The following is a 23,079-nucleotide window of genomic DNA, read 5'->3' on the forward strand; positions in this document are numbered from 1 at the left end:
TTGCGCGAAGCGCTGCGCACGGGCGACATCGTGGCCGACGGCGACAGCGGCATGAAGCTCAACGAGCTCTTCCCCGGTCACTACCGCAACGTGCAGTAAACCCCGCCCATGCCCGCTGCGGGCATGGCGGATCTGTGCTTCTCCTGGAAATCTCCCTTCAAAGCCCGTCGGCGATGAGCCGGCGGGTTTTTTTTGTACGACCCTTGTTGGGGGGGGCGTCTTGGCGGCGGGCGCTGTTGCCGTAGGTTGGCGCTTGGGTTGCCGGGCAGAATGGAGCGCGTTGACCGCACGTCTTCCCCTCTTTGTGATGGGCCCCGGGATGGTCGCTCTCCCCAAAGGCGCAGGCCTGGTATTCGCTTCTGAAAGTCACCCACCATGACATGGCAAGCCCCAACCCGCCAAGTGTTGCTGGCCGGCGCCACGGGCCTCGTCGGCGGCCGGGTGCTGCAAGACTTGCTGCTGGATCCGACGGTTTCGGCTGTCCATGCTCTCAGCCGCCGCCCCTGGGTACTTAACCACCCCAAACTCCAGATTCATCTCGTGGATTTCAACCGTTTGCCAGTGCTGCCGCCCGTGGACGAGGTGTATCTGGCGCTCGGGACCACGATCAAGGTGGCGGGCAGCCAGGCCGCGTTCCGCGCCGTGGATTTCGAGGCCAACCTGGCCGTGGCCCAGGCTGCCTGTGCGGTGGGTGCCCGGCGGATCGGGGTGGTGAGCGCGGTCGCTGCGAATGCGCGGTCCTCGGTGTTCTACAACCGGGTCAAGGGCGAGCTGGAAGACGCGCTCAGGAGCATGCCGTTGACGGCGCTGGTGATCGCCCAACCCTCCTTGCTGCTGGACGACCGGGATGGTCTGGGGCAGCCGCCCCGGTTGGGCGAGAAGCTCTCGATTCCTGTCGCGAGGATTTTGGCGCCGTGGATTCCATGCGCCTACCGCCCGGTGTGGGCGCAGGCCGTCGCCCGCTCGCTGGTTCGAACGCTCCCGCAGGCCCGGGGCGTGGTGGTACTGGCATCCGGCTCCATGGCGCAGATGGCTCGCGAGCCGTGAGTTGCCGGATCGGGCCACTTCTCGGCGGTTGAATGAACACCGGCATTCAGAACCCTCAGCGCTGCCGGTCTGGGCGAGGCTGTGCGCCCGCCCTTCGCGCTGCTGCCGATCAGGGAGCGGGGATTTCTGGCCAGGGAGTCGCCGCTGGCCGAGACAGGGCGGCGAGCCAGTCGCCCGGGGTGTAGCCAAAGGCGCGGCGGAACCAGCGTGTGAAGTGGGCCTGGTCGGCAAACCCGCATTCGGCGGCCACCTGGGCTGGCGGGTGCTGCTCGGCCAGCAACTCGCGCGCCTGGTGCAGGCGCAGCACCCGGAGGTAGTCGGACGGTGCCATGCCCAGCCAGCGGCGTGCCACCTGGTGCAGGCGTTCGCGGCTGACGCCGCAGCGGCGGGCCAGGTCGGCCACCTGCCACACGCCGTCTTGCGCGGCGTGGCGCATCTGGCGCAGCAGCGCTTTTTCCGCCGGGGAGGGGCGATCGGTCGCTGGCGGCCCGTCGGTGGTGCCCCATTGCGGCAAGGCTTCGCTCAGCCACTGCCGCACGGTGTCCGCCGTGTCCAGTTCGCGGGCGCGTTGTGCCAGGGCTGGCAGATGGCTGACGCCGCTGCCGTGCGGTGCGTGCAGGGCATGTGCCTGCAGCCACGGGTCGGGGACGTAGAGCATCACGATGAGCACGGTGGCCGTGGCGGCGTCGCCCTGCGTTTCGACCAGACCCATGTGGACTTCGCCGGGCGCGATCGCCAGCAGGTCGCCCGCGCGCAGGTGCAGCAACCGGCCGGCCAGGCTGCATCGGCACTGGCCGCTGACCACAGCGCCGAACGACCATTCCGTGTGCCAGTGCGGCACCCATTCCTGACCAGCCTGGTGGTGGCGCACCGCTTCCAGTCCTGACAGCTGCAGCCGCCGGACTTCCGAACGCGCCGGCGCTGGGCGCGGTGCCCGGGACTGCGGGTGGTCAGGCATCTCGCGCGCCGAAGACGGTGATGCCCACCCAGCCGGCGCTGGCGGTCAGCGCCTGCAAGGGGCCCAACAGGGCCAGTTCTTCATGGGGGTGATCGAACACCTGCAGCGTGGCGGTGGCTTCGTGCCATTCGCCGCCGACGCGGTGCTGGATGTCGGGCCTGACCAGATGCGGCTGCGGCAACTGCGTGGGCTGGCGCAGATCGGGCCAGCCCACGGCGCCCACGGCAGGCAGCGCCAGGAAGCCCAGTCCCTGCCCGGGGCGGCCCGTGAGTTCGGCGCGTGCCTCGATGAGACGCCGGTCTTTCACCGCGAGCGACGCACCCAGCACACGGCCGGCGCGCAACGGTGCCGCGGCCGGATGGTCGAGCGGCAGGCTGCGCGTGAGCCAGGTGCTGCCGGTTTTTTTGGGCCAGCCCTGCAGCAGCCCGCGGATCAGCGAGATGTCCTGGTCGACCCAGATGGCCGGGCAGTAGGCGCAATGGTTGCCGTCGGGGCGCTGCACTTCCAGCACGATGATGGTTTCGCGGTACTGGGCGAGCACGGGGTCGGCCAGTTCGTGGCCGTCGGTGCAGGCCTGCCAGTCGGCGAAGTGCACGCAGCCTCGGCCGACCGGTTTCCCCAGGCTGTGAGGGACCAGCGCGCTGGCCGTGTCGGCCTGGCACTCGAAAGCCACGTTGAGCAGCCAGCCGGCGTAGTGCCAGGGAGGTGGCGGCACGATGGCGGCGCGGCCGCTGGCGGTGAAAGGGGCGGTGAAGCTGCGGTGGTTCCAGTCGAAGAGCGTGTTCATGCCGCGCAGTGTGGCGAAGCGGGCCGGGCCTGGCTAGAACGCTGGTGAAGCGCCGCGCGCCCGACGCGGTAGGATGGCGCGTTTTTGCGCACCCATTCCATGCCCGCTCCTTCCTCATTGCCGTTGCACGAAGTGCTGTTCAGCCAGGGTTTTGGCACTCGGCGGGTCTGCTGGGGGCTGGTGCAGCAGGGGCTGGTGGCGCTGGGCGAGGACCGCCGTGTCTGCGACGATCCGGCCGAGGTTGTCGCGACGGACGGTCTGGTGTTCTGGGTGCAGGCGGTGCGCTGGGAATTCCACGAGCGCGCCTACCTGCTGCTGCACAAACCCGCCGGCTACGAATGCTCGCAAAAGCCCGGTGCCCACCCCAGCATCTACACGCTGCTGCCGGCCCCGTTGCGTCAGCGTGGCGGTGGGGCGGCGGCGGGGGTGCAGGCGGTCGGTCGGCTGGACCAGGACACCACGGGCCTGCTGCTGCTGAGCGACGACGGGCAATTCATCCACCGCCTGACGTCGCCCCGTCACCACGTGCCCAAGGTGTATGAAGTCGGGCTGCGCCATCCGGTGGAAGAGCGGCAGGTGCAGCGCCTGCTGGCCGGGGTGGTGCTGGACGACGATCCACGGCCGGTGCGCGCCGCCGCTTGCGAAGCCACCGGGGACCTGGCGCTGCGCCTGACGCTCACCGAGGGCAAGTACCACCAGGTCAAGCGCATGGTGGCAGCGGTGGGCAATCGGGTCGAAAGCCTGCACCGCAGTGCGATCGGCGTATTGACCCTGCCACCGTCGCTGTTGCCTGGTCAGTGGCGCTGGCTCACGGCCGACGAGGTGGCCGCTCTGCGCCAGCCCGCGCGCTGAGGCGGGTTTTTCAGAGCAGTTCGCCCTTGCGGCTGTCCAGCGGGACGAGGAAAGAATTGTCCTGCCACTGCGAGGCATCGGCGCGCGAATCGCCGGTGGTGCTGGTGGGCCAGGAGGACACGGGTCCGAAGTCGCTGCTGCCGCGGTTGCTGCGCTGGCGCTGGATCGCGCTGCGCAGGTTGTTCTGCGCGGCGATGACGGCGCGCTCTTCGCGTTCACGCTCGCGCATGGCCTGGGCGGTGGGGGTCTCGCCCAGGAATTCGGCGCGGATTTCCGTCACCGTGGGCAGGTTGGACGAGTGCACCACCCAGTAGGGCATGCCGCACTGGGTGAGCAGCGAGTTCTTGAGTGCGCGGGTGCTGCGCGGGATGCCGGAGCGGCCGGGCACGTCGATGCAGCCGATCACCCGCCCGTCGGAGCGGCAGACCGTGAACGTGCAATACACCCCGGCCAACAGCTTGTACCAGTCCATGCCCTGGTCCTGGTCGCGCGGGAGCGTGAACCGGGTGACGGGCACCTTGATCAGGATGTGGTGGTCATAGAAAGCCCGCGCGAGCCAGTGCCAGACACGCACTTCCTCGCTGTTGGCCACATGCCGGGTGTTCAGGGGCCAGTGTTTGGGGATGCGGCGCTGGCGCCGTGTGCGCCGGTTGTCCCAGGTCCTGTATGCCCAGGCGCCCAGCGCCAGGCACAGCGGGGCGAGCGCAGACAGCAGCCAGGGGTTGGACCAGGGGTTCATGGAAGGCGGGGGGCATCCGGGTGTGTCAAAGTGTAGACGGGCAGGTGCGACAAGTCACGAGGATGTGACCTCCGTATGTCGAATGGTTCCGTGATTTACTGCCGAAATCTCGGAAGGTTGGCCGGATTTGAGGGTGTTTCGCCATCAAATGGCGCGAAATTCGCGCAGCAGGCATCCGGCGGCAGGAAGGCCGGTAGCACCGGTTCAGCCCAGCGAGGCGAGGAAATCTGTCACATGCTGTTGCAGAAGGTCGGGCTGGTCACGGTGGGGGCTGTGTCCGCATTGGGGCAGTACAGCCAGGCGGGCGTGGGGCGCCGCGCGGCGGATGTCCTCGATCTGGGCCAGTGTGCCGTATTCATCGTCTTCGCCCTGAATGGCCAGCAGGGGCGCGGTGATCCGGGCGCACTCGGCCCGGATGTCGAAGGGGCGAAAGTCCTCACTGAGCCACACGTCGTTCCATTGCCAGAAGGCGTTGTCGACATCGTGGTGGTAGCGGGCCAGGCGATCGCGCAAGCCGGGCCGGCCGTCGCTGCCCGGCAGGAGGTACTGGTCCCGCGCCTGCGCGATCGCCTGCAGCGACACCGGTTCGACCATCACGTGCGGGGCCATGACCACGCAGCCGGTCGTGTCATGGCGGCTGGCGTGCAGCAGCGCGATGGTGGCGCCGTCGGAGTGGCCCACGAGCACCGGCCGCTGCACGCCGAGGGCGGTCAACAGGGCAGGCAGCACGGTCCAGGCCTCTTCATGCATGTAGTCGGGCTGGTGGCGACCGGAGCGCCAGAAGCCGGCTTGCCGCGAGGGGCCACGGACATCGGGAATCGGGTCCGAGCGGCCGTAGCCGCGGCGCGAGTACAGCCAGCCGGCACGGCCCGTGGCTTCGCACAGTGTCTGGGGCCAGTGGCGTCCGCGCTGGGGCCACAGGTCCACACAACCCAGGCCTTCGTGCAGGAACACCAGCGGTGCGCGGTCGGTGGGGCCGGGAATGTGGGCGACTTCCAGCGTCACACCTTCGATTTTTACGGTCTGGGCAGCGGGTTCGGACATGCCGCGATGCTAGCGCCGCGGCGCCGTGCGGGATGTCACCCGCGTCCCGGACCCTGGCCGGCAAAGGCCAGGCGGATGCCGTATTCTTGGCACCATGAAGTTGCTGTTAGATGCGTTCTGGCGCGCGGTGGCCTATTGCCTGCATCCCAAGGTGATTGGCCTGTCGTTCCTGCCGCTGGTGCTGATGATCCTGCTGTCCTTCGGGCTGGGGTATTTTTACTGGGAGTCGGCGGTGGCGGCCACAGCCGCCTGGCTGAACGACTATGCCTTGATGCAGGCTTTCCTGGGCTGGCTGGAGCGCGTCGGTCTGGACGGCATGCGCACGGTGTTCGCGCCGTTGCTGGTGCTCATGATCGCCACGCCGGTCATCGTCTTGCTGTGCCTGCTGCTGGTGGCGCTGTTCATGACGCCGGCGATCGTGGAGCTGGTGGCGCAGCGGCGTTTTCCGACGCTGGAGCGCCGCCGGGGCGGCACCTGGCTGGGGGGGCTGTTCTGGTCCCTGGGCGTGACAGCCATGGCGCTGGTGGCGCTGTTGCTGTCGATGCCGCTGTGGCTGATTCCCCCGCTGGTGCTGATCCTGCCACCCCTGATCTGGGGCTGGCTCACCTACCGGGTGTTTGCGTTCGACGCGCTGGCCGTGCACGCCAGTGCGGACGAGCGCCGCACTCTCATGCGCGTGCACCGGGGGCGCCTGCTGCTGATGGGCGTGCTCACAGGGTATCTGGGGGCGGCGCCCAGCGTGCTCTGGGCCTCGGGGGCGCTGTTCATCGCCCTGGCACCCCTGCTGGTGCCGGTGGCCATCTGGATCTACACCCTGGTGCTGGCGTTTGCTTCGCTCTGGTTCGTGCACTACTGCCTGGCCGCACTGGAGCGCCTGCGGGGCACGGCCGCCGCCGTGGATGTGGTGGAGGCCGGGGCGATGCGTTCCCCGGCGCCAGTGTCCAGCCCCGAACCGCCGGTTCTGCCCCCTGTTTCCGGAGACCCTTCTTGAGTGCCTTGCCCCCCGATGCTTCCCTGTCCTCCGCTCCGGCCTTCGGCCTGATCATCGTCGGCGACGAAATCCTCTCGGGCAAACGGGCCGACAAGCACCTGCCCAAGGTGGTCGAGCTGCTGCAGGCACGGGGACTGGCCCTGTCCTGGTCGTTGCTGGTGGGGGACGATCCCCGCCGGATCACGGCCGCCTTGCGCGACGCGTTTGCTTCGGCGGACGTGGTGTTTTCCTGCGGCGGCATTGGCGCCACGCCGGACGACCACACCCGGCAGTGCGCGGCCGCTGCGCTGGGTCAGCCGCTGGTGTTGCACCCCGAAGCCCGGGCGCTGATCGAACAGCGCATGCGGGAGACGGCGGCGGAAAAGGGCGAGGTGTTCGACGCGGAGCGGCCCGACAACGTGCACCGCTACAACATGGGCGTCTTCCCCGCGCAGGCCCGGATCGTGGCCAACCCCTACAACCGCATCCCCGGCTTCTCGTGCGATGGTCCTGGCGGCGGCACGGTGCACTTCGTGCCCGGTTTTCCGGTGATGGCCTGGCCGATGATCGAAAACCTGCTCGACACCGATTACAGGCATCTGCACCGCCAGGGCAGCTGGCAGGAGCGCTCGGTGGTGGTGTTCGGGGCCATGGAAGCCGCGCTCACGCCTTTGATGGAGGCCATCGAGCAGGCGCACGCGGTCAAGGTGTTCAGTCTGCCCAGCGTCGACCACCCGCAATTCGGCCGCCATATCGAACTGGGGGTCAAAGGGGAGCCCGAAGCGGTGACGCCTGCGTTCGCGCAGCTGCTGGCTGGGCTGCGCGGCTTCGGGGCCGATTTGGGCCCCGAGATGGTGCAAAATTGAATGCACCAAATTGGGATTGTCCGTTTGATCCATTTTGGTGCGCATGAGGTGCTTTCGATCCGGTGCAGTGCGCGCTGCGGGCTGGAGGGGGCAGACAAGGGCCGCCAGCGATCCTGCGGGAACCTTTGTGGCGCATGGGCTCGGTGATAATCCCCGTCCGTGTGCGCCGTGTTCAGCCGGGTGATGCGGCGCAGCGGGCCCTGATGGCATGAATGATGCTAGTCAAAAGGGTCTCTTTTTTTGATTACCACCCACTCAGCAACAGGAGCATTTGATGGCAAAGACCGTCGCAGACGTGATGCAATTGGTGAAGGACAACGACGTCAAGTTCGTTGATTTCCGCTTCACCGACACCCGTGGCAAGGAACAGCACGTCACCGTGCCGATCTCGGCTTTCGATGAAGACAAGTTTTCCGCCGGCCACGCTTTCGATGGCTCCTCGGTCGCTGGCTGGAAGGGTATCGAAGCATCCGACATGCTGCTTATCCCCGATGCCAACACGGCCAACATCGATCCCTTCTTCGAAGAAACCACGCTGTACCTGCAGTGCCACGTGATCGAGCCCAGCGATGGCAAGCCCTATGAGCGCGACCCGCGCTCCATCGCCATGCGCGCCGAGGCCTACCTGAAGGCTTCCGGCCTGGGCGATACGGCTTTCTTCGGTCCTGAGCCCGAGTTCTTCATCTTCGACAACGTCTACTGGAAAAACGAGCCGGGCAACGTCGGCTTCCAGATCGAAGAGTACGAAGCTCCCTGGAACTCCGGTGCCAAGCTCGAAGGCGGCAACCGCGGTCACCGTCCCACCGTCAAGGGCGGTTATTTCCCGGTGCCCCCGGTCGACAGCACGCAGGACATGCGCGCCGAAATGTCCCTGATCCTCGAATCCCTGGGCATCCCCGTCGAAGTGTTCCACCACGAAGTGGCGGGCGCTGGCCAGAACGAAATCGGCACCAAGTTCTCGACCCTGGTCGAGCGCGCCGACTGGACCCAGGTCCTGAAGTACGTGGTCTGGAACGTGGCCAACGCCTACGGCAAGACCGCCACCTTCATGCCCAAGCCTTACGCGGGCGACAACGGCTCCGGCATGCACGTTCACCAGTCCATCTGGAAGGACGGCAAGAACTTGTTCGCTGGTGACGGCTACGCCGGCCTGAGCGATTTCGCCCTGTACTACATCGGCGGCATCATCAAGCACGCCCGTGCCCTGAACGCCATCACCAACCCCGGCACCAACTCGTACAAGCGTCTGGTGCCTGGCTTCGAAGCCCCGGTGAAGCTGGCTTACTCGGCCCGCAACCGCTCGGCCTCGATCCGCATCCCGTTCGTGGCCAACCCGAAGGGCCGCCGTATCGAAGCGCGTTTCCCCGATCCTTCCGCCAACCCCTACCTGTGCTTCTCGGCCCTGATGATGGCGGGTCTGGACGGCGTGGAAAACAAGATCCATCCGGGCGAAGCCGCCACCAAGGATCTGTACCACCTGCCGCCGGAAGAGGACAAGCTGGTCCCGACCGTGTGCTCGAGCCTGGATCAGGCCCTCGAATACCTGGACAAGGACCGCGCGTTCCTGACCAAGGGTGGTGTGTTCACTGACCCGATGCTCGATGCCTACATCGATCTGAAGATGCAGGAAGTCACGCGCTTCCGCATGTCGCCGCACCCGGTCGAGTACGACATGTACTACAGCCTGTGATGCCAGCGCGGTGCGGTTCTGTTTCGCACCGCTGGTCCACGGAACCCACGGCCTTCGGGCCGTTTTCTTTTTTCCGGGTGCTGGCAAAGGCCGGTGCTGGCGGTGGGCGGATGGCACTTTCGCGGGGTTTTTCAGTCATACTGATACATTCGTTGCATGGCTTCACCCATTGCAGGTGGCGTCCGCTCTGTCGATCCCCCGATTCCGTTGATCCGATGCCCTTGAAATCCCTTCTCCTTCCGCTGGCCGTGGCTGTGATGGGCACCCTGTCGATCGCTCACGCGCAGGAGCGCATCTACCGCTGTGGCAACGAGTACACGAACAACGCCGAAGCGGCCAAAGCGCGTGGTTGCAAGCTCATGGAAGGGGGCAACCTGACCGTGGTGCAGGGCACGCAACCGCAGCAGCAGGCCGCTGCCGCGCCGCGCAGCGCGAGCGAACCGAGGCCCACCGCTTCCCGCATCGACAGCCCGGCCCAGCGGGCGCGGGACAGCGATGCCCGTGCCATCCTGGAGTCCGAACTGCGCAAGGCTGAAGAGCGCCTGACCGCGGCCCGCCAGGCCTATGCCAATGGCGAGCCGGAGAAGCAGGGCATCGAAGGGCGCAACCACCAGCGCTATCTGGACCGGGTCGCCGAACTCAAGGCCTCCCTGGACCGGGCCGAGAGTGATGTCAACAGCATTCGGCGGGAGCTCTCCCGCTTGCCAGCGGCGGGTGTGAGCACGGCACAATAGGGGGCTTGAAAAAGCCACTCATCCCCCTTCTTTCCAAGTCCAGCAAGGGCGCAGCCACGGCAGTCTCGCCGTCCCACCGTTTTCACGCCCTGGACCTGCTGGCCACGCTGGTGGCGGTGGTGTCCCGGGACGGTACGGTGCTGTTTGCCAATGCGGCGCTCGAAGATGCCCTGGGCATGTCTCGGCGCAGCATCACCGGCGCACCGCTGCAGGACTGTTTCACCGAACCCACGCTGCTGCAGAGCGCGCTCAACGGGGCCAGCGAAAACGAGTACGCGGCCCTGCGGTACGACGCTTTTTTGCGCCGCCTGAGCTATGAGCCTTTGCCGGTCCATGTGGTCGTGGCGCAGACCGATACCGCCGGAGAGATCATCGTCGAGCTGTTGCCTCTGGAACAGCAGACGCGGCAGGAGCGGGAAGAGCGGCTGATGGATCAGGCGCAGGCCAACAAAGAGCTGATCCGCAACCTGGCGCACGAGATCAAGAACCCGCTTGGCGGCATCCGTGGCGCCGCGCAGTTGCTGGAGCTGGAGCTCGACAACAAGCAACTGACCGAATACACGCAGGTCATCATCCACGAGGCCGATCGCCTGCAGTCGCTGGTGGACCGGCTGCTGGCGCCGCACCGGCGCCCGCACGTGGTCGGCGATGTGAACATCCACGAGGTTTGCGAGCGCGTGCGCTCGCTGATCCTGGCAGAGTTTCCGCGCGGGCTGAAAGTGGTGCGGGACTACGATGCCTCGATTCCCGACTTTCGCGGCGACCGCGAGCAACTGATCCAGGCCGTGCTCAACATTGCCCACAACGCGGCGCAGGCGCTGGCCGACCGCATCGCCGCGGGCGACGCGCAGATCACTTTCCGCACGCGCGTGGGCCGGCAGGTTACCTTTGGTAAACAGCGTTATCGGCTGGCATTGGAATTGCATGTGATCGACAACGGGCCCGGTGTGCCGGACTCGATCAAGGACCGCATCTTTTTCCCGCTCGTGTCGGGACGCGATGGCGGTTCTGGCCTGGGGCTGACGTTGGCGCAAACCTTCATCCAGCAGCACCATGGCCTGATCGAGTGTGAGAGCGTGCCGGGTCACACGGACTTCAAGATCCTGATTCCGTTGCCTTGATACCCACACACGCCGCCTGAGGAAGGAACACACCGCCGATGAAGCCGATCTGGATAGTGGATGACGACCAATCGATCCGCTTCGTGCTTGAAAAGGCGCTGTTGCGCGAGAACCTGCCCACCCGCAGTTTTACCAACCCGCAGGAAGTGCTCAAGGCACTGACCGACGCTCCGGAAAGCGAAGGTCCGCAGATCCTGGTCAGCGACATCCGCATGCCCGGAGGGTCTGGCCTGGAGCTGCTGGAGCGGGTCAAGGAAAAGCTGCCGGGCCTGCCGGTGATCATCATGACCGCCTTCTCCGATCTGGACAGTGCGGTCTCCGCCTTCCAGGGCGGGGCTTTCGAATACCTGCCCAAGCCGTTCGACCTGCCCAAGGCGGTCGAGCTGATCCACCGTGCGGTCGAAGAAAGCCAGCGCGAAGAGGTCGCCATCGAATCGGTGTCGGCCGCTCCCGAAATGCTGGGGCAGGCGCCGGCGATGCAGGACGTGTTCCGTGCCATCGGCCGACTGAGCCAGAGCAACGTCACGGTGCTGATCACCGGCGAGTCCGGTTCGGGCAAGGAGCTCGTGGCGCGCGCGCTGCACAAGCACTCGCCGCGTGCCAGCGGTCCGTTCGTGGCCATCAACACCGCCGCGATTCCCAAGGACCTGCTGGAGAGTGAGCTGTTCGGCCACGAACGCGGGGCTTTCACCGGGGCGCAGACCATGCGGCGCGGCCGCTTCGAGCAGGCCGAGGGCGGCACGCTGTTCCTCGACGAAATTGGCGACATGCCGTTCGACCTGCAGACCCGCCTGCTGCGGGTGCTGTCGGACGGGCACTTCTATCGCGTGGGTGGGCACAGTGCGGTCAAAGCCAATGTGCGCGTGATCGCCGCCACCCACCAGAATCTGGAGCAGCGCGTCAAGGAAGGCGTGTTCCGCGAGGACTTGTTCCACCGTCTCAACGTCATCCGCCTGCGCCTGCCGGCTTTGCGCGAACGTCGCGAAGACGTGGCCATGCTCACGCGCTACTTTCTCCAGCAGAGCGCCAAGCAGCTCGGCGTGGAGCCCAAACGCATCGCCGATTCGGCTCTGCGCCTGCTCAGCGGTTTCGATTTCCCGGGCAATGTGCGGCAGTTGGAAAACGTCTGCCACTGGCTGACGGTGATGGCGCCGGCCCAGGTGATCGAGGTCAAGGATCTGCCGCCCGAGGTGCTGGCTGGCGCCGGGGCCGGTGCGGTGGCGCTCAGCGAGAGCCCCCCGCCAGCGGCCGAATGGAGCCCTCCGGTGCCGCTGACCATGCCGCCCGCCATGCCCGCTCCTGCGGTCGCTTTGCCGATCGCGGTGCCGGAAATGCCTGTGGCGAATGGCCTGGGTGTGCCCGCGACCGCGCCCGTGGCCGACGGCACCGGGATGTCCTGGGAAGGCGGTCTGCGCCGCGAGGCCCAGATGCTGCTGGAGGCCGGGCGCCACGATGTGTGGGATGTGCTCACGCGCCGCTTTGAAACCCTGCTGATCCAGACGGCGCTGGCCAACACGCGCGGGCGCCGCATCGAGGCGGCGCAGAAACTGGGCATCGGCCGCAATACCATCACCCGCAAGATTCAGGAACTGGGTCTGGACGACCTCTGATCCGTGGTCCGGTCGATGTCCCTGCCACGGGGCCGATGGGGCCGCGCGGGGCGGCCGGGCCCCTAGGGGCAGGGTCTTCAGTCCAGGGTGATGACCACGGGAGCGTGGTCGCTGGGCTGCTTGTTCTTGCGCGGGGCGCGGTCGATTTCGCAGGCGCTGGTGCGCGCCCTGAGCGCTTCGCTGACCAGAATGTGGTCGATGCGCAAGCCCCGGTTCTTCTGGAAGCCGAGCATGCGGTAGTCCCACCAGCTGAAGGTCTTGGGTGGGTGTTCGAACAGCCGGTGCGCGTCGTGCAGGCCCAGGGCCACCAGCGACTGCAGCTGGGTGCGTTCTTCGGTCGTGCAGTGGATGGTCTCGTGCAGACCGACCGGGTCCCACACGTCGGCGTCGTCAAAGGTGATGTTGTAGTCACCCATGAGCACCAGTTGCGGATGTCGGCTGAGTTCGTCCTGGACCCAGGCGCGCAGAGCGTCGAGCCAGCGCATCTTGTAAGCGAACTTGTCGCTGCCGCGCTCCTGACCGTTGGGGAAGTAGGCACCGATCACGCGGATGCCCTCGATGGTGGCGCACAGCACGCGCGACTGGTCGTCTTCGAAGCCCGGGATGTTGCGCACCACCTCTGCAGCCGGCGAGCGGCTCAGCAGCGCCACGCCGTTGTAGGTTTTCTGCCCGAACCACTGCGCGTGATAGCCGGCGTCGGTGAAGGCCTGAACGGGGAATTTGTCGTCGGTGAGCTTGAGCTCCTGCAGCGCCAGCACATCGACGGGGTTGGTCGCGAGCCAGTCGAGCACTTGCGGCAGGCGGACGTTAAGGGAGTTCACATTCCAGGTGGCCAGTTTCATGGGAGACCTTCAAGGGGTGCGGACATAGGTCACAAAAGCCAGGGCCAGGCCCTGGGCGCTCATGCCGGTCTGACGCTCGGCCTCCTGCCATTCGGGGCCGAGCACGGGGGCGAACGCATCGCCTTCAAAATCGGCCGCGATTTCGGTCACCACCACCCGGCTGGCCAGGGGCAGAGCCTGGGCGTAGACCTGGGCACCGCCGATCACCCAGGCCTCGCCGGCGGGCGGGCAAAGCGCCTGGGCGGCTTCGAGCGAATGGGCGACCTGGGCGCCGTCGGCGTGCCAGCCCGGATCGCGGGTGACCACGATGTTGAGGCGCCCGGGCAGCGGCCGGAACTTCGGCGGCAGCGAATCCCAGGTCTTGCGGCCCATGATCACGGGGCAGCCCAGGGTGGTGCGCTTGAAGTGGGCCAGGTCTTCGGGCAGGTGCCAGGGCAGGGCGTTGCGCAGGCCGATCACGCCGTTGGCGGCGCGGGCGTAGATCAGGTTCAGGCGGGTGGTCGCGGTCATGCCGTCATTGTGCCGCGCCGGTCGTGCCACCAGAGGGCGCCGCGCGGGCCGGCCAGAGCACGCTGGCGATGGCGACCATCACGAACACCATGGCGAACCAGTCCTGCCAGTGCGGCATTTCGCCGGTGATGAAGGTGGCGCTGAGCGTGCCCACCAGGGGAATGGCCATCACGCTCATGGCGCTGGTGGCGGGGGGCAGCTCGCGCGCCAGGCCGAACCAGATCAGTTGGGCGAAGCCGTAGTTGATGATCACGCCGTAGAACAGACTCAGCCACATGACGCCGCTGAAGCGCGCCGGCTGGGGCAGCGGCTCCAGCGCGATGGCCAGCACACCGACCACGACGCTGCCCAGCAGCAGCATCCAGACGGTGACCACCAGCGCGGAGAGGGTGAGCCGCGCACGGCGGAACAGGAGGGTGCCCAGCGCCCACGAGGCGGCCGCTCCGAGCATCCAGGCCACGCCCGCCGGGCGGCCCGAAAGGCGCTGCAACTCGTGCCAGAGCAGCAGGCCGATGGCGATGCTCACGCAGACCACCGCCAGCCGCACGCGCGGCGTGATGCGTTCGCCGAAGAAGGCCGCACCCAGCAGCACCGTGAAGATGGGCATGGTGAAGCCCAGGATGGCGGCCCGGCCCGAGGCCAGCTCCTGCACACCGAAGATCGACAGCGTGTGCCAGCCCAGCACGTTGGGCAGCCCCAGGGCGGCGATGACGCCCCACTCGCGCCCGGTCGGCCACATGCGTTCGCCGCGCGAGGCCACCCAGACGAACAGCCAGGCTGCGCCCAGCAGCATGGTGCTGGCGCGGAAATACAGCGGCGTGAGCTGTTGCAGCGACAGCTTCATCATGGGCCAGTTGACACCCCACATGAGGGTCAGGGCCAGCAGGCCCCAGAGTTGGCGGCGGGTGATCATGGGTGCAAGGAATGCGGGACGGGCCTGTTCACCCGGAGCCTGAAGGGGCGCCTGCGAACAAGGAAGGGCGGGTTGGCGTGGGCGGAGAACGGCAGCGGCAGGCCGCTGCCGCGCCAGGCGGCGCAGCAGTGCTGGGTCACACCGCGACGGGTGCCTTGATGGCCGGGTGGTGCTGGTAGTCCTGCACCTCGAAGTCCTCGTAGGCGTAGTCGAAGATCGAAGGCGGCCGGCGCTTGATGTGCAGGGTGGGGTAGGGGAAGGGTTGGCGCGAGAGCTGCAGCTCGACCTGTTCGCGGTGGTTGCTGTAGATGTGGCAGTCGCCGCCGGTCCAGATGAAGTCGCCCACCTGCAGGTCGCACTGCTGCGCCAGCATGTGGGTGAGCAGCGCGTAGCTGGCGATGTTGAACGGCACGCCCAGGAAGATGTCGGCGCTGCGCTGGTAGAGCTGGCAGCTGAGCCGGCCCTCGGCCACATAGAACTGGAAGAAGGCGTGGCAGGGCATCAGCGCCATCTTGGACAGGTCGGCCACGTTCCAGGCGCTGACGATGATGCGGCGCGAGTCCGGGTTGGTTTTCAGGGTCTTGACCACTTCTGCGATCTGGTCGATGTGGCCGCCCTCGGGCGTCGGCCATGAGCGCCATTGCACGCCGTAGACCGGGCCCAGGTCGCCATCGGGTTGGGCCCATTCGTCCCAGATGGTCACGCCGCGCTCGCGCAGCCAGTTGTTGTTGCTCGACCCGGTCAGGAACCACAGCAGTTCCTGGATGATGGACTTCAGGTGCACCTTCTTGGTGGTCACCAGCGGAAAACCTTCGTTCAGGTCGAAGCGCATCTGGTGGCCGAACACGCTGGTCGTGCCGGTGCCGGTGCGGTCGCTCTTGTGCACCCCATGGGTGTGTACATGGCGCATGAAGTCTTCGTATTGCGAGCGGACGGGGCGGGTGGTCATGTCAGGGGGGCGGTGCGCTCAGCACGCGGCCGGGGTTGAGCAGGTTGTGGGGATCCAGCGCCTGTTTGAGCGTGCGCATCAGCGCCAGCGCGACCGGGTCTTTGTAGTGGGGCAGCGTGGCGGCCTTGAGGCTGCCGATGCCGTGTTCTGCACTGATGGAGCCCCCGAATTGGAGCACCTGGTCGAACACCAGGTGGTTGACGCGGGTTTCGTGTTCGGCCAGGAAGGCCTTCGGATCGCCCTCGGCGGGAGCCTGCACGTTGTAGTGCAGGTTGCCGTCCCCCAGGTGGCCGAAGTTGACCAGGCGCACGCCAGGGATCTCGCGCGCGAGCAGCGCGTCGGTGTCGGCACAGAACGCCGGAATGCGCGAGACCGGCAGGCTGATGTCGTGCTTGATGTTCAGGCCTTCTTCAGCCTGCGCCAGCGGAATGCTCTCGCGGATGTGCCAGAGACCGTGCGCCTGCTGCAGGTTCTCGGCCACCACGGCGTCGCTGACCAGGCCCTGTTCGAAGGCGGTTTCCAGCAGGCGCTCGAACTGGGCCCGGGCGTGGGCTTCGGATTCGCTGTCGCTGTTTTCCAGCAGCACGCCATAGGGAATGTCGGCCTGGTCGATGAAGGGTACGCGCAACTGCGGCATGTGCCGGGCCACCAGGCCGAGCGCAAAACGGCCCATGACCTCGAAGCCGGTCAGCCCGGCGCCCAGGTGCCCGTGGGCCAGGCCCAGCAGGGCCACCGCGGCTTCCAGGTTCGGGACGGCCGCCCAGGCGGTGAGCTGCGCCGCCGGCCGGGGGTAGAGCTTCATCGTGGCCGCGGTGATGATGCCCAGCGTGCCTTCGCTGCCGATGAACAGGTCGCGCAGGTCGTAGCCGGTGTTGTCCTTGCGCAGGCCGCTCAGACCGTGCCAGACCTCGCCCTGCGCAGTGACCACTTCCAGGCCCAGGCACAGCTCGCGGGCATTGCCGTAGCGCACGACCTGCGTGCCGCCGGCATTGGTGGCGAGGTTGCCACCCAGGGTGCAGCTGCCTTCGGCCGCGAGCGACAGCGGGAACAGGAAGCCGGCGCGATCCGCCGCTTCCTGCACGGTCTGGAGCACGCAGCCCGCTTCCACGGTGATGGTGAGGTTGTCGCCGTCCAGCGCGCGGATGGCCTGCATCCGCGTCAGCGACAGCACGACCTGGGTGCCGCTGTCGTCGGGCACCGAGCCGACCACCAGACCGGTGTTGCCACCCTGCGGCACGATGCTCACGTTGGCTGCTGCACAAGCCTTGACCACGGCCGCCACCTCGGCGGTGCTGGCCGGTCGCACCACCGCCAGCGCCCGGCCGCGCGCGCGCCGGCGCCAGTCCTGCTCCCAGGCCACCAGGTCGGTGTCCGGGTCATCGGGGGTGAGCACGTGGGCCGGGCCCACGGCCTGGCGCAAGGTGTGAATCAGCAGCGGATTCATGGCTGGGTACGGGCTGGGCTGGTGGCTTCCTCGGCATGGCGGGCGGCATCGGCGGCCACGGCTTCCTTGCCGGCGGCCTTCAGGCGCTGGCGCACGTGGGCGGCGCAGGCCACGAACAGCAGCAGGCACAGCAGCACCTCGATGCCGGCCAGCCAGGCCGACAGGCCCTGCTCGCTGGTGGCACGGACCACACCTTCGGTGAAATAGAGCCACACCAACAGGCTGAGCCAGCGGTAGGTGTACATGCGGTGGCGCAGCAGGCCCGACAGGGGCAGCGTGAGCGGCAGCACCTTGAGCACCCACCACGAACCGCCCGGGCGCAGCGGGGCCAGCCAGAGTTCCCAGGCCAGGCCCAGCACGATCAGCCCCAGCACGCTGCCCACGGCCAGACGGCGCGTCCAGCGCACGGTGGCGACCGGTGCGTTCAGGGCGGGGGAGACGGGGGGCGGGGAAGACAACTCGGGCGCGGCGGGCATGGCAGGTGGCATGATACCGGGATGACTGTATCCGAGCGTGTGCGCGAAGTGCCGGCCCTGCTGGGCCTGCTGTGGCGCCATCTGCTGGCGTTTCCGTGGCGGACCACGGCGCTGACCCTGCGCGAGCGCTTCCGCGAAGACCGCCTGGGCGTGACCGCCAGCAGCCTGACCTTCACCACCACGATTTCGCTGGTGCCGCTGTTCACCGTGGCACTGGCCATCTTCAGCGCCTTTCCCATGTTCGCGCGCCTGCAGGACACCCTGCAGCACTGGCTGGTGGCACGGCTGGTGCCGGACAACATCGCCAAACAGGTGCTTGCCTACCTGAGCCAGTTCGCCGCGAAAGCCGGGCAGATGGGCTGGGCGGGTGCGCTGGTGCTGCTGGTCACGGCGCTGGCGCTGATCCTGACCATCGACCGCAAGCTCAACGACATCTGGCGCGTGCGCCAGAGCCGGCCGCTGACCCAGCGCATCCTGGTGTACTGGGCGGTGCTCACCCTGGGCCCGCTGCTGCTGGCGGGCAGCCTGACGGTCACTTCCTACGCGCTGAGCGCTTCGCGCGGGCTGGTCTCGACGCTGCCCGGCGGCGTGCGCTTCCTGCTCGATTCGCTGCAGTTCGGTCTGGTCATGGGCGGCGTGGCCGCGCTCTACCGCTACGTGCCCAACACCCGTGTGCGCTGGAGCCATGCGCTCACCGGCGGCCTGTTCGTGGCGCTGGGGCTGGAACTGGCCAAGAGCGTGCTGGGCTGGTACCTCAAGACCGTGCCGACCTATTCGGTGGTGTACGGCACGTTCGCCACCGTGCCGATTCTGCTGGTCTGGTTCTATGTGGCCTGGGTGATCGTGTTGCTCGGCGCGGTGGTGGCGGCCTACCTGCCCAGTCTGCTGGCAGGCATCGCGCGGCGTGGCAACTACCCGGGCTGGCGTTTCCAGCTGGCCCTGGAGACCCTGGCCCAATTGCAGGCGGTGCGCGAAGGGCCGCAGCGCGGGCTGAGTCTGGAGGCCATTGCCCAGGCCCTGCGCGTGGACCCACTGCACCTGGAAGACCCGGTGGGTGCCCTGGTGGGGCTGGACTGGCTGGGGCGGTTGGACGAGGAGGACGAGCGCTACGTGCTGCTGCAGGACGCGGCGAATCTGCCGCTGGCGCCGCTGGCCGAGCGCCTGCTGGTGCCGGCCTCGCGCAGCACCGAAGCCTTCTGGGCCGCCAGCGGGCTGCGGCAGATGACGGTGGCGCAGGCGCTGGCGGCACCGTCGGTGCCCTGACCGTTCAGCCGATCCGGAACGGGGCGCCCAGAAACCCCCGGAAGCGGGCGCGGCCACCGCGTTCGGGCGGCGCGCTCAGCTCAAAACGCGGGAAGCGGCGCAGGAAGCGCCCGATGGCGATGCGGCCTTCGAGCCGGGCCAGGCTTAGGCCCGCGCACTGGTGGATGCCGAAGCCAAACGCGAGGTGGCGGTTGGGTTCGCGCCGCAGGTCCAGCCTGTCCGGGTCGGGAAACACCGCCGGGTCGCGGTTGGCGGCGCCGATGCACAGCGTGACCAGGGCCCCCGCGGACAGGTCGACACCACCCACCTGCGCCGCCTGCAGCGCGCGCCGGTTGCCCAACTGGTTGGACGACTCGAAGCGCAGGCACTCGTCCACCGCGCGGCTCAGGATGGCTTCCAGGGTCTCGATCTGGCCCGCGTGCGCGCACAGGTCGCTGAGCAGGTCTTCGCGCGCGGCGGGGTGTTCGTGCATCAGCACCAGGCCGTTGCCGATCAGGTTGGTGGTGGTTTCGTGGCCGGCGTTGAGCAGGAAGATGCAGTTCTGCAGCAGCTCGACCTCGCTGAGCTTTTCGCCGCTGGCTTCGCCCTGGATCAGGCGCGTGAGCACGTCGCGCTCCGGGTCGCCGGGGTGCCGGCGGCGTTCGGCGACGAGGCCGCGCAGATAGGCCAGCATCTCGGTCACGCTGCGGTTGCCCGCCGCGTGCTGCGCGGGTGTAGGCACGGGTTCGAGCGCGCCCAGGATGGCCAGCGACCAGTCGCGCAGCGGGGCGCGCTCGGCGTGGGGCACGCCCAGCAGGTTGCCGATGATCTCGACCGGAATGGCGGCGGCAAAGTCTTCGATCAGATCACCGCCGCCCTGGTCCTCGATGCGGTCCAGCAGGCTGTCGACCAGCGCGACCAGGCCGGGCTCCATGTCGGCGATGGCGCGGCGCGTGAGCGCACCCATGATGAGTTTGCGCACGCGCGTGTGCAGCGGCGGGTCGTTGAACACCAGGCTGGTGGTGTGGTGCTCGTACAGCGGCGCGGGCGCCGTGTCGCTGCCGAAGGGGGGCACGTTGTATTTCGGCGCGAACTCCACGTGCTTGTCGGAGCTGAACAGCGCCGCGTCGCGGTACACCGCCATCAGGTCGGCATGGCGGGTGAGGAAGAGCGAACCGTCGGGCATGCGCCGCACCGGGTCGTGTTCGCGCAGCGCGGCGTAGACCGGGAACGGGTTGGCCAGAAAGTCCGGTGGCAGGGCACGCAGGTCGAAGCTGGCGGCGATCTCGCGGGCGCGGTCCCCGCTCATGGGCGGGGTGATCTGCTCGGGCGTGACCATGGTGTCAGGCCCGCAGGAAATCGCGGATGGCGAACAGCGTGGCGTCCGGCGTTTCGGTCATCTGGTGGTGGCCGACCGGCAGCGTCACCACCTGCAGCTTCTGGCCGGCCGCCTTCGCGGCTTGGATCAGGCCTTGTGCCGCCTTGGGGTGCGTCATTTGGTCCTGCCCACCGAGCAGGAACAGCACCGGGCTGGTGAGTGCGGCCATGGCCGCTTCGCCGCCGGTGTAGCGGTCGCACGCCACAAAGCCGCGATGGAACACGTTCACCGCCGGGTTGCTGCGCAGCACGCGCCGGCCCAGCGCCATGCCGGCGCCGTAGACCCAGGTGCCCGGGCCCAGAGCCGAGGGCGGGGCCGCCAGCGTGGAGCGCGAGAACACATTGACCATGGCCAGTGCCTTTTCGGGCGCGTTCAGCGAGGCATCGATCAGCGCCGGCGAGACCTTCATCGGGAACGCTGTGCCCACCAGTACCGTGTGCGTGATGCGGTCTTTCAGGCGGGCCGCGGCTTCCATGGCGATCAGCGATCCCCAGCTGTGGCCGATCAGGGCGGCCTTCTGCACGCCCGCGGCATCGAGCAGGGCGCCGATGAAGTCGGCCGCTTCTTCCACCGTGGCCGGCGCTTCGCCCTGGCTCTTGCAGTGGCCCGGCAGGTCGACCGCCAGCACGTTGAAGCCGTGGTTAGCGAGGTAGCGGCTTTGCAGGATCCAGACACTGTGGTCATTGAGCACGCCGTGGATGAAGACCACGGTGGGCTTGGCGGCATCGAAGGGCTTGCCGCCGGTGTAGCAGTAGGTCTTGGCGCCGTTGACTTGCAGTTCCATGGTCAGGCCTCCCGCCGGGCCGCCCCAAGGGAGGCCTTCGCCCCCTCGGGGGGCAGTGAATACACGAAGTGATGAACGTGGGGGCTCATTGATTCCCCGCCTTCTCTGCCGCTTTGAGCGCGCGCTTCAGATCGTCGATCAGGTCGTCCGGGTCTTCCAGGCCGATGGAGAGGCGGATCGTGCCGGGGCCGATGCCGGCGCCCGCCAGTGCCTCGTCGCTCATGCGGAAGTGCGTGGTGCTGGCGGGGTGGATCACCAGCGAGCGGCAGTCGCCCACGTTGGCCAGGTGGCTGAAGATCTTGAGCGTTTCGATGAAGGCCTTGCCCTGTTCGCGCGAGCCCTGGATGTCGAAGCTGAACACCGAGCCGGCACCCTTGGCACCGTGGCGCAGCAGTTTGTTCGCCAGCGCGTGGCTGGGGTGCGATTCGAGCAGCGGGTGACCGACGCGGCTCACCAGCGGGTGGCTGGCGAGGAAAGCCACCACCTTCTCGGTGTTGCCCATGTGGCGCTCCATGCGCAGCGGCAGCGTCTCCAGCCCCTGCAGGATCAGCCAGGCGCTGTGAGGGCTGAGGCAGGCGCCGAAGTCGCGCAGGCCTTCGCGTCGTGCGCGCAGCAGGAAGGCGCCGACGGTGCTCTCTTCGCTGAAGGTCATGCCGTGGAAGCCGTCGTAGGCTTCGGTCAGCTCGGGGTACTTGCCCGAGGCATCCCAGTCGAAGCTGCCAGCGTCCACCACCACACCGCCGATCACGGTGCCGTGGCCGCTGAGGAATTTGGTGGCCGAGTGGTAGACCAGATCGGCGCCGTGCTCGAAGGGCTTGATCAGGTAGGGCGTGGTCAGCGTGCTGTCCACCAGCAGCGGCACCTTCGCCTCGTGCGCGATCTGGCTCACCGTCGGGATGTCCAGCACGTCCAGGCCCGGGTTGCCCACGGTCTCGCCGAAGAACAGTTTCGTGTTGGGCCGCACGGCGGCCTTCCAGCCGTCGATGTCGCCGGGCTTCACGAACGTGGTCTCGATGCCGAAGCGCCGCAGCGTGTAATGCAGCAGGTTCTGGCTGCCGCCGTAGAGCGCGGTGCTGGCGACAATGTGCGAACCCGCGCCCATCAGCGTGGCAATGGAGAGGTGCAGCGCCGCCTGGCCGCTGGCCACCGAAATGGCGCCAATGCCCCCTTCCAGCGCCGCCATGCGCTGTTCAAACACCGCGTTGGTCGGGTTGCTGATGCGGCTGTAGACGTGGCCGGCGCGCTCCAGGTTGAACAGGGCGGCGGCGTGATCGCTGGATTCGAAGACGAAGGAGGTCGTCAGGTGGATGGGCACGGCGCGCGCGCCGGTGGCGGGGTCCGGCGCGGCACCGGCGTGCAGCGCCAGCGTGTCGAAGCCGGGGTCGGAATAACCGGGCATGTCGGGGTCTCCTCGAAAAAGGCGGGTGCATCGCAGGTCGGGGTGGCGCGCTGCCTGCGTTTCAGGGCGGATTGTGGGCTATATTCATACCCACGCCAGCCCAGCCGGCGACAGCACCTATCCCGAGGAGAAGCGCCATGAAGGTCAGTGACATCCTGCGTGTCAAAGGCAACACGCTCTACACCATCACACCCGAAGACCATCTGGCCGACGCTGCCAAGCTGATGTCCGAAAAAGACATCGGGTCGCTGGTGGTCATGGCCAACGGCCTGGTGGTGGGCATGCTGACCTTCCGCGAAGTGATTCAGGCGGTGGTCAAGAACGGCGGCAGCTTCGCGGCCACGACGGTCTACCGTGCCATGGACCCGGGCCCGCTGACCTGCACCATGGCCACCGAGATGGACGAGGTGCGCCGCATGATGCTGGACCGCCACGCGCGCTACATGCCCGTGATCGAGAACCGCATGCTCATGGGCGTGATCAGCTTCTACGACGTGGCCAAGGCCGTGGTCGATGCCCAGAACTTCGAGAACAAGATGCTCAAGGCCTACATCCGCGACTGGCCCGAGGAAGAGCCGGAAGGCAAGAACGAACCGAACCTGCCTTGAAGGTATTGGCGCCACGCCCCTGGAAAGCCCTGCATAGCAGGGCTTTTTGCTGCCTGCACAGGGTGGGGCACCCGTCCCAGGGTGTTGCCTTCGCGAATATCTAGAATCCCTGTTGC

Annotated in this window: 23 protein-coding genes; 10 read left to right on the plus strand and 13 right to left on the minus strand. The window is 67.6% G+C overall.

The genetic code is table 11. From position 1 onward, the window contains the following. Positions 1-375: 375 nt before the first annotated feature. Complete coding sequence (locus tag QQK43_RS18625; protein WP_284308969.1) at positions 376-1,047, plus strand: Rossmann-fold NAD(P)-binding domain-containing protein; 672 nt, start codon at positions 376-378, stop codon at positions 1,045-1,047. Between the two features lie 109 nt (positions 1,048-1,156). Here QQK43_RS18625 and QQK43_RS18630 read toward each other — a convergent pair whose 3' ends face one another. Continuing rightward, on the minus strand, positions 1,157-2,005 hold the full coding sequence (locus tag QQK43_RS18630) for a helix-turn-helix transcriptional regulator (protein WP_284308970.1): 849 nt from the start codon (positions 2,003-2,005) through the stop codon (positions 1,157-1,159). After that, positions 1,998-2,792 carry an acetoacetate decarboxylase family protein gene (locus QQK43_RS18635; protein ID WP_284308971.1) on the minus strand — a complete coding sequence of 265 codons (795 nt, stop codon included), beginning with the start codon at positions 2,790-2,792 and terminating at the stop codon, positions 1,998-2,000. Before QQK43_RS18635 ends, QQK43_RS18630 begins: the two co-directional genes overlap by 8 nt. Before the next feature lie 117 nt (positions 2,793-2,909). On the opposite strand from QQK43_RS18635, the gene QQK43_RS18640 reads away from it, so the two are divergent. After that, entirely contained in the window at positions 2,910-3,644 is a 735-nt protein-coding gene (locus QQK43_RS18640) for a 16S rRNA pseudouridine(516) synthase (RefSeq protein WP_234266953.1), read from the plus strand. 10 nt (positions 3,645-3,654) lie between these two features. Here QQK43_RS18640 and QQK43_RS18645 read toward each other — a convergent pair whose 3' ends face one another. Both QQK43_RS18645 and QQK43_RS18650 read right to left on the minus strand, forming a co-directional pair. Then, positions 3,655-4,383, minus strand: a complete 729-nt coding sequence (locus tag QQK43_RS18645; RefSeq protein ID WP_234266904.1) for a DUF2726 domain-containing protein — start codon at positions 4,381-4,383, stop codon at positions 3,655-3,657. A 204-nt stretch (positions 4,384-4,587) separates the two neighbouring features. Beyond that, complete coding sequence (locus tag QQK43_RS18650; protein ID WP_234266903.1) at positions 4,588-5,427, minus strand: alpha/beta fold hydrolase; 840 nt, start codon at positions 5,425-5,427, stop codon at positions 4,588-4,590. Between the two features lie 94 nt (positions 5,428-5,521). Here QQK43_RS18650 and QQK43_RS18655 point away from each other — a divergent pair, with 94 nt between their 5' ends. The 6 genes from QQK43_RS18655 (at position 5,522) to ntrC (ending at position 12,418) form a co-directional block, all read left to right on the plus strand. Continuing rightward, the gene (locus QQK43_RS18655; protein WP_234266902.1) at positions 5,522-6,418 is read left to right on the plus strand and encodes an EI24 domain-containing protein; all 897 of its coding nucleotides are present in this window, start codon (positions 5,522-5,524) and stop codon (positions 6,416-6,418) included. Further along, on the plus strand, positions 6,415-7,263 hold the full coding sequence (locus QQK43_RS18660) for a competence/damage-inducible protein A (protein ID WP_234266901.1): 849 nt from the start codon (positions 6,415-6,417) through the stop codon (positions 7,261-7,263). The genes QQK43_RS18655 and QQK43_RS18660 overlap by 4 nt, the downstream gene beginning before the upstream one ends. A 274-nt stretch (positions 7,264-7,537) precedes the next feature. Next, positions 7,538-8,953, plus strand: coding sequence for a type I glutamate--ammonia ligase (gene glnA / locus QQK43_RS18665; protein ID WP_234266900.1), 1,416 nt, complete (start codon positions 7,538-7,540; stop codon positions 8,951-8,953). A 215-nt stretch (positions 8,954-9,168) separates the two neighbouring features. Beyond that, entirely contained in the window at positions 9,169-9,687 is a 519-nt protein-coding gene (locus QQK43_RS18670) for a hypothetical protein (protein ID WP_234266899.1), read from the plus strand. Next, positions 9,684-10,808, plus strand: coding sequence for a nitrogen regulation protein NR(II) (glnL, locus tag QQK43_RS18675; RefSeq protein WP_370465313.1), 1,125 nt, complete (start codon positions 9,684-9,686; stop codon positions 10,806-10,808). The genes QQK43_RS18670 and glnL overlap by 4 nt, the downstream gene beginning before the upstream one ends. Before the next feature lie 38 nt (positions 10,809-10,846). Continuing rightward, a complete protein-coding gene (ntrC, locus tag QQK43_RS18680; RefSeq protein ID WP_234266898.1) occupies positions 10,847-12,418 on the plus strand; it encodes a nitrogen regulation protein NR(I) in 1,572 nt (523 codons plus the stop codon). Between the two features lie 77 nt (positions 12,419-12,495). On the opposite strand, the gene QQK43_RS18685 is transcribed toward ntrC, so the two are convergent. The 6 genes from QQK43_RS18685 to QQK43_RS18710 form a co-directional block, all read right to left on the minus strand. Beyond that, the gene (locus QQK43_RS18685) at positions 12,496-13,260 is read right to left on the minus strand and encodes an exodeoxyribonuclease III (protein ID WP_234266897.1); all 765 of its coding nucleotides are present in this window, start codon (positions 13,258-13,260) and stop codon (positions 12,496-12,498) included. 9 nt (positions 13,261-13,269) lie between these two features. Continuing rightward, on the minus strand, positions 13,270-13,770 hold the full coding sequence (locus QQK43_RS18690; protein ID WP_284308972.1) for a dihydrofolate reductase: 501 nt from the start codon (positions 13,768-13,770) through the stop codon (positions 13,270-13,272). A 4-nt stretch (positions 13,771-13,774) separates the two neighbouring features. After that, the gene (locus QQK43_RS18695; protein WP_234266895.1) at positions 13,775-14,683 is read right to left on the minus strand and encodes a DMT family transporter; all 909 of its coding nucleotides are present in this window, start codon (positions 14,681-14,683) and stop codon (positions 13,775-13,777) included. A 136-nt stretch (positions 14,684-14,819) separates the two neighbouring features. Continuing rightward, a complete protein-coding gene (locus QQK43_RS18700) occupies positions 14,820-15,632 on the minus strand; it encodes a thymidylate synthase (RefSeq protein ID WP_284308973.1) in 813 nt (270 codons plus the stop codon). A 1-nt stretch (position 15,633) separates the two neighbouring features. After that, on the minus strand, positions 15,634-17,076 hold the full coding sequence (locus tag QQK43_RS18705; RefSeq protein ID WP_284308974.1) for an FAD-binding oxidoreductase: 1,443 nt from the start codon (positions 17,074-17,076) through the stop codon (positions 15,634-15,636). After that, positions 17,073-17,564 carry a DUF2069 domain-containing protein gene (locus QQK43_RS18710; RefSeq protein ID WP_284308975.1) on the minus strand — a complete coding sequence of 164 codons (492 nt, stop codon included), beginning with the start codon at positions 17,562-17,564 and terminating at the stop codon, positions 17,073-17,075. The genes QQK43_RS18705 and QQK43_RS18710 overlap by 4 nt, the downstream gene beginning before the upstream one ends. A 9-nt stretch (positions 17,565-17,573) precedes the next feature. On the opposite strand from QQK43_RS18710, the gene QQK43_RS18715 reads away from it, so the two are divergent. After that, a complete protein-coding gene (locus QQK43_RS18715) occupies positions 17,574-18,815 on the plus strand; it encodes a YihY family inner membrane protein (protein WP_234266889.1) in 1,242 nt (413 codons plus the stop codon). Between the two features lie 4 nt (positions 18,816-18,819). Here QQK43_RS18715 and QQK43_RS18720 read toward each other — a convergent pair whose 3' ends face one another. From QQK43_RS18720 to QQK43_RS18730, 3 genes are all read right to left on the minus strand, one after another. After that, complete coding sequence (locus QQK43_RS18720) at positions 18,820-20,133, minus strand: cytochrome P450 (protein WP_284308976.1); 1,314 nt, start codon at positions 20,131-20,133, stop codon at positions 18,820-18,822. A gap of 4 nt (positions 20,134-20,137) precedes the next feature. Beyond that, positions 20,138-20,956, minus strand: coding sequence for an alpha/beta fold hydrolase (locus tag QQK43_RS18725; RefSeq protein ID WP_284308977.1), 819 nt, complete (start codon positions 20,954-20,956; stop codon positions 20,138-20,140). A gap of 85 nt (positions 20,957-21,041) precedes the next feature. Then, the gene (locus QQK43_RS18730; RefSeq protein WP_234266884.1) at positions 21,042-22,355 is read right to left on the minus strand and encodes an O-acetylhomoserine aminocarboxypropyltransferase; all 1,314 of its coding nucleotides are present in this window, start codon (positions 22,353-22,355) and stop codon (positions 21,042-21,044) included. 137 nt (positions 22,356-22,492) lie between these two features. Here QQK43_RS18730 and QQK43_RS18735 point away from each other — a divergent pair, with 137 nt between their 5' ends. Next, entirely contained in the window at positions 22,493-22,963 is a 471-nt protein-coding gene (locus QQK43_RS18735) for a CBS domain-containing protein (RefSeq protein ID WP_234266883.1), read from the plus strand. Positions 22,964-23,079: the final 116 nt, after the last annotated feature.

This window comes from Hydrogenophaga electricum, assembly GCF_030160815.1.
Lineage (GTDB): Bacteria > Pseudomonadota > Gammaproteobacteria > Burkholderiales > Burkholderiaceae_C > Hydrogenophaga > Hydrogenophaga electricum.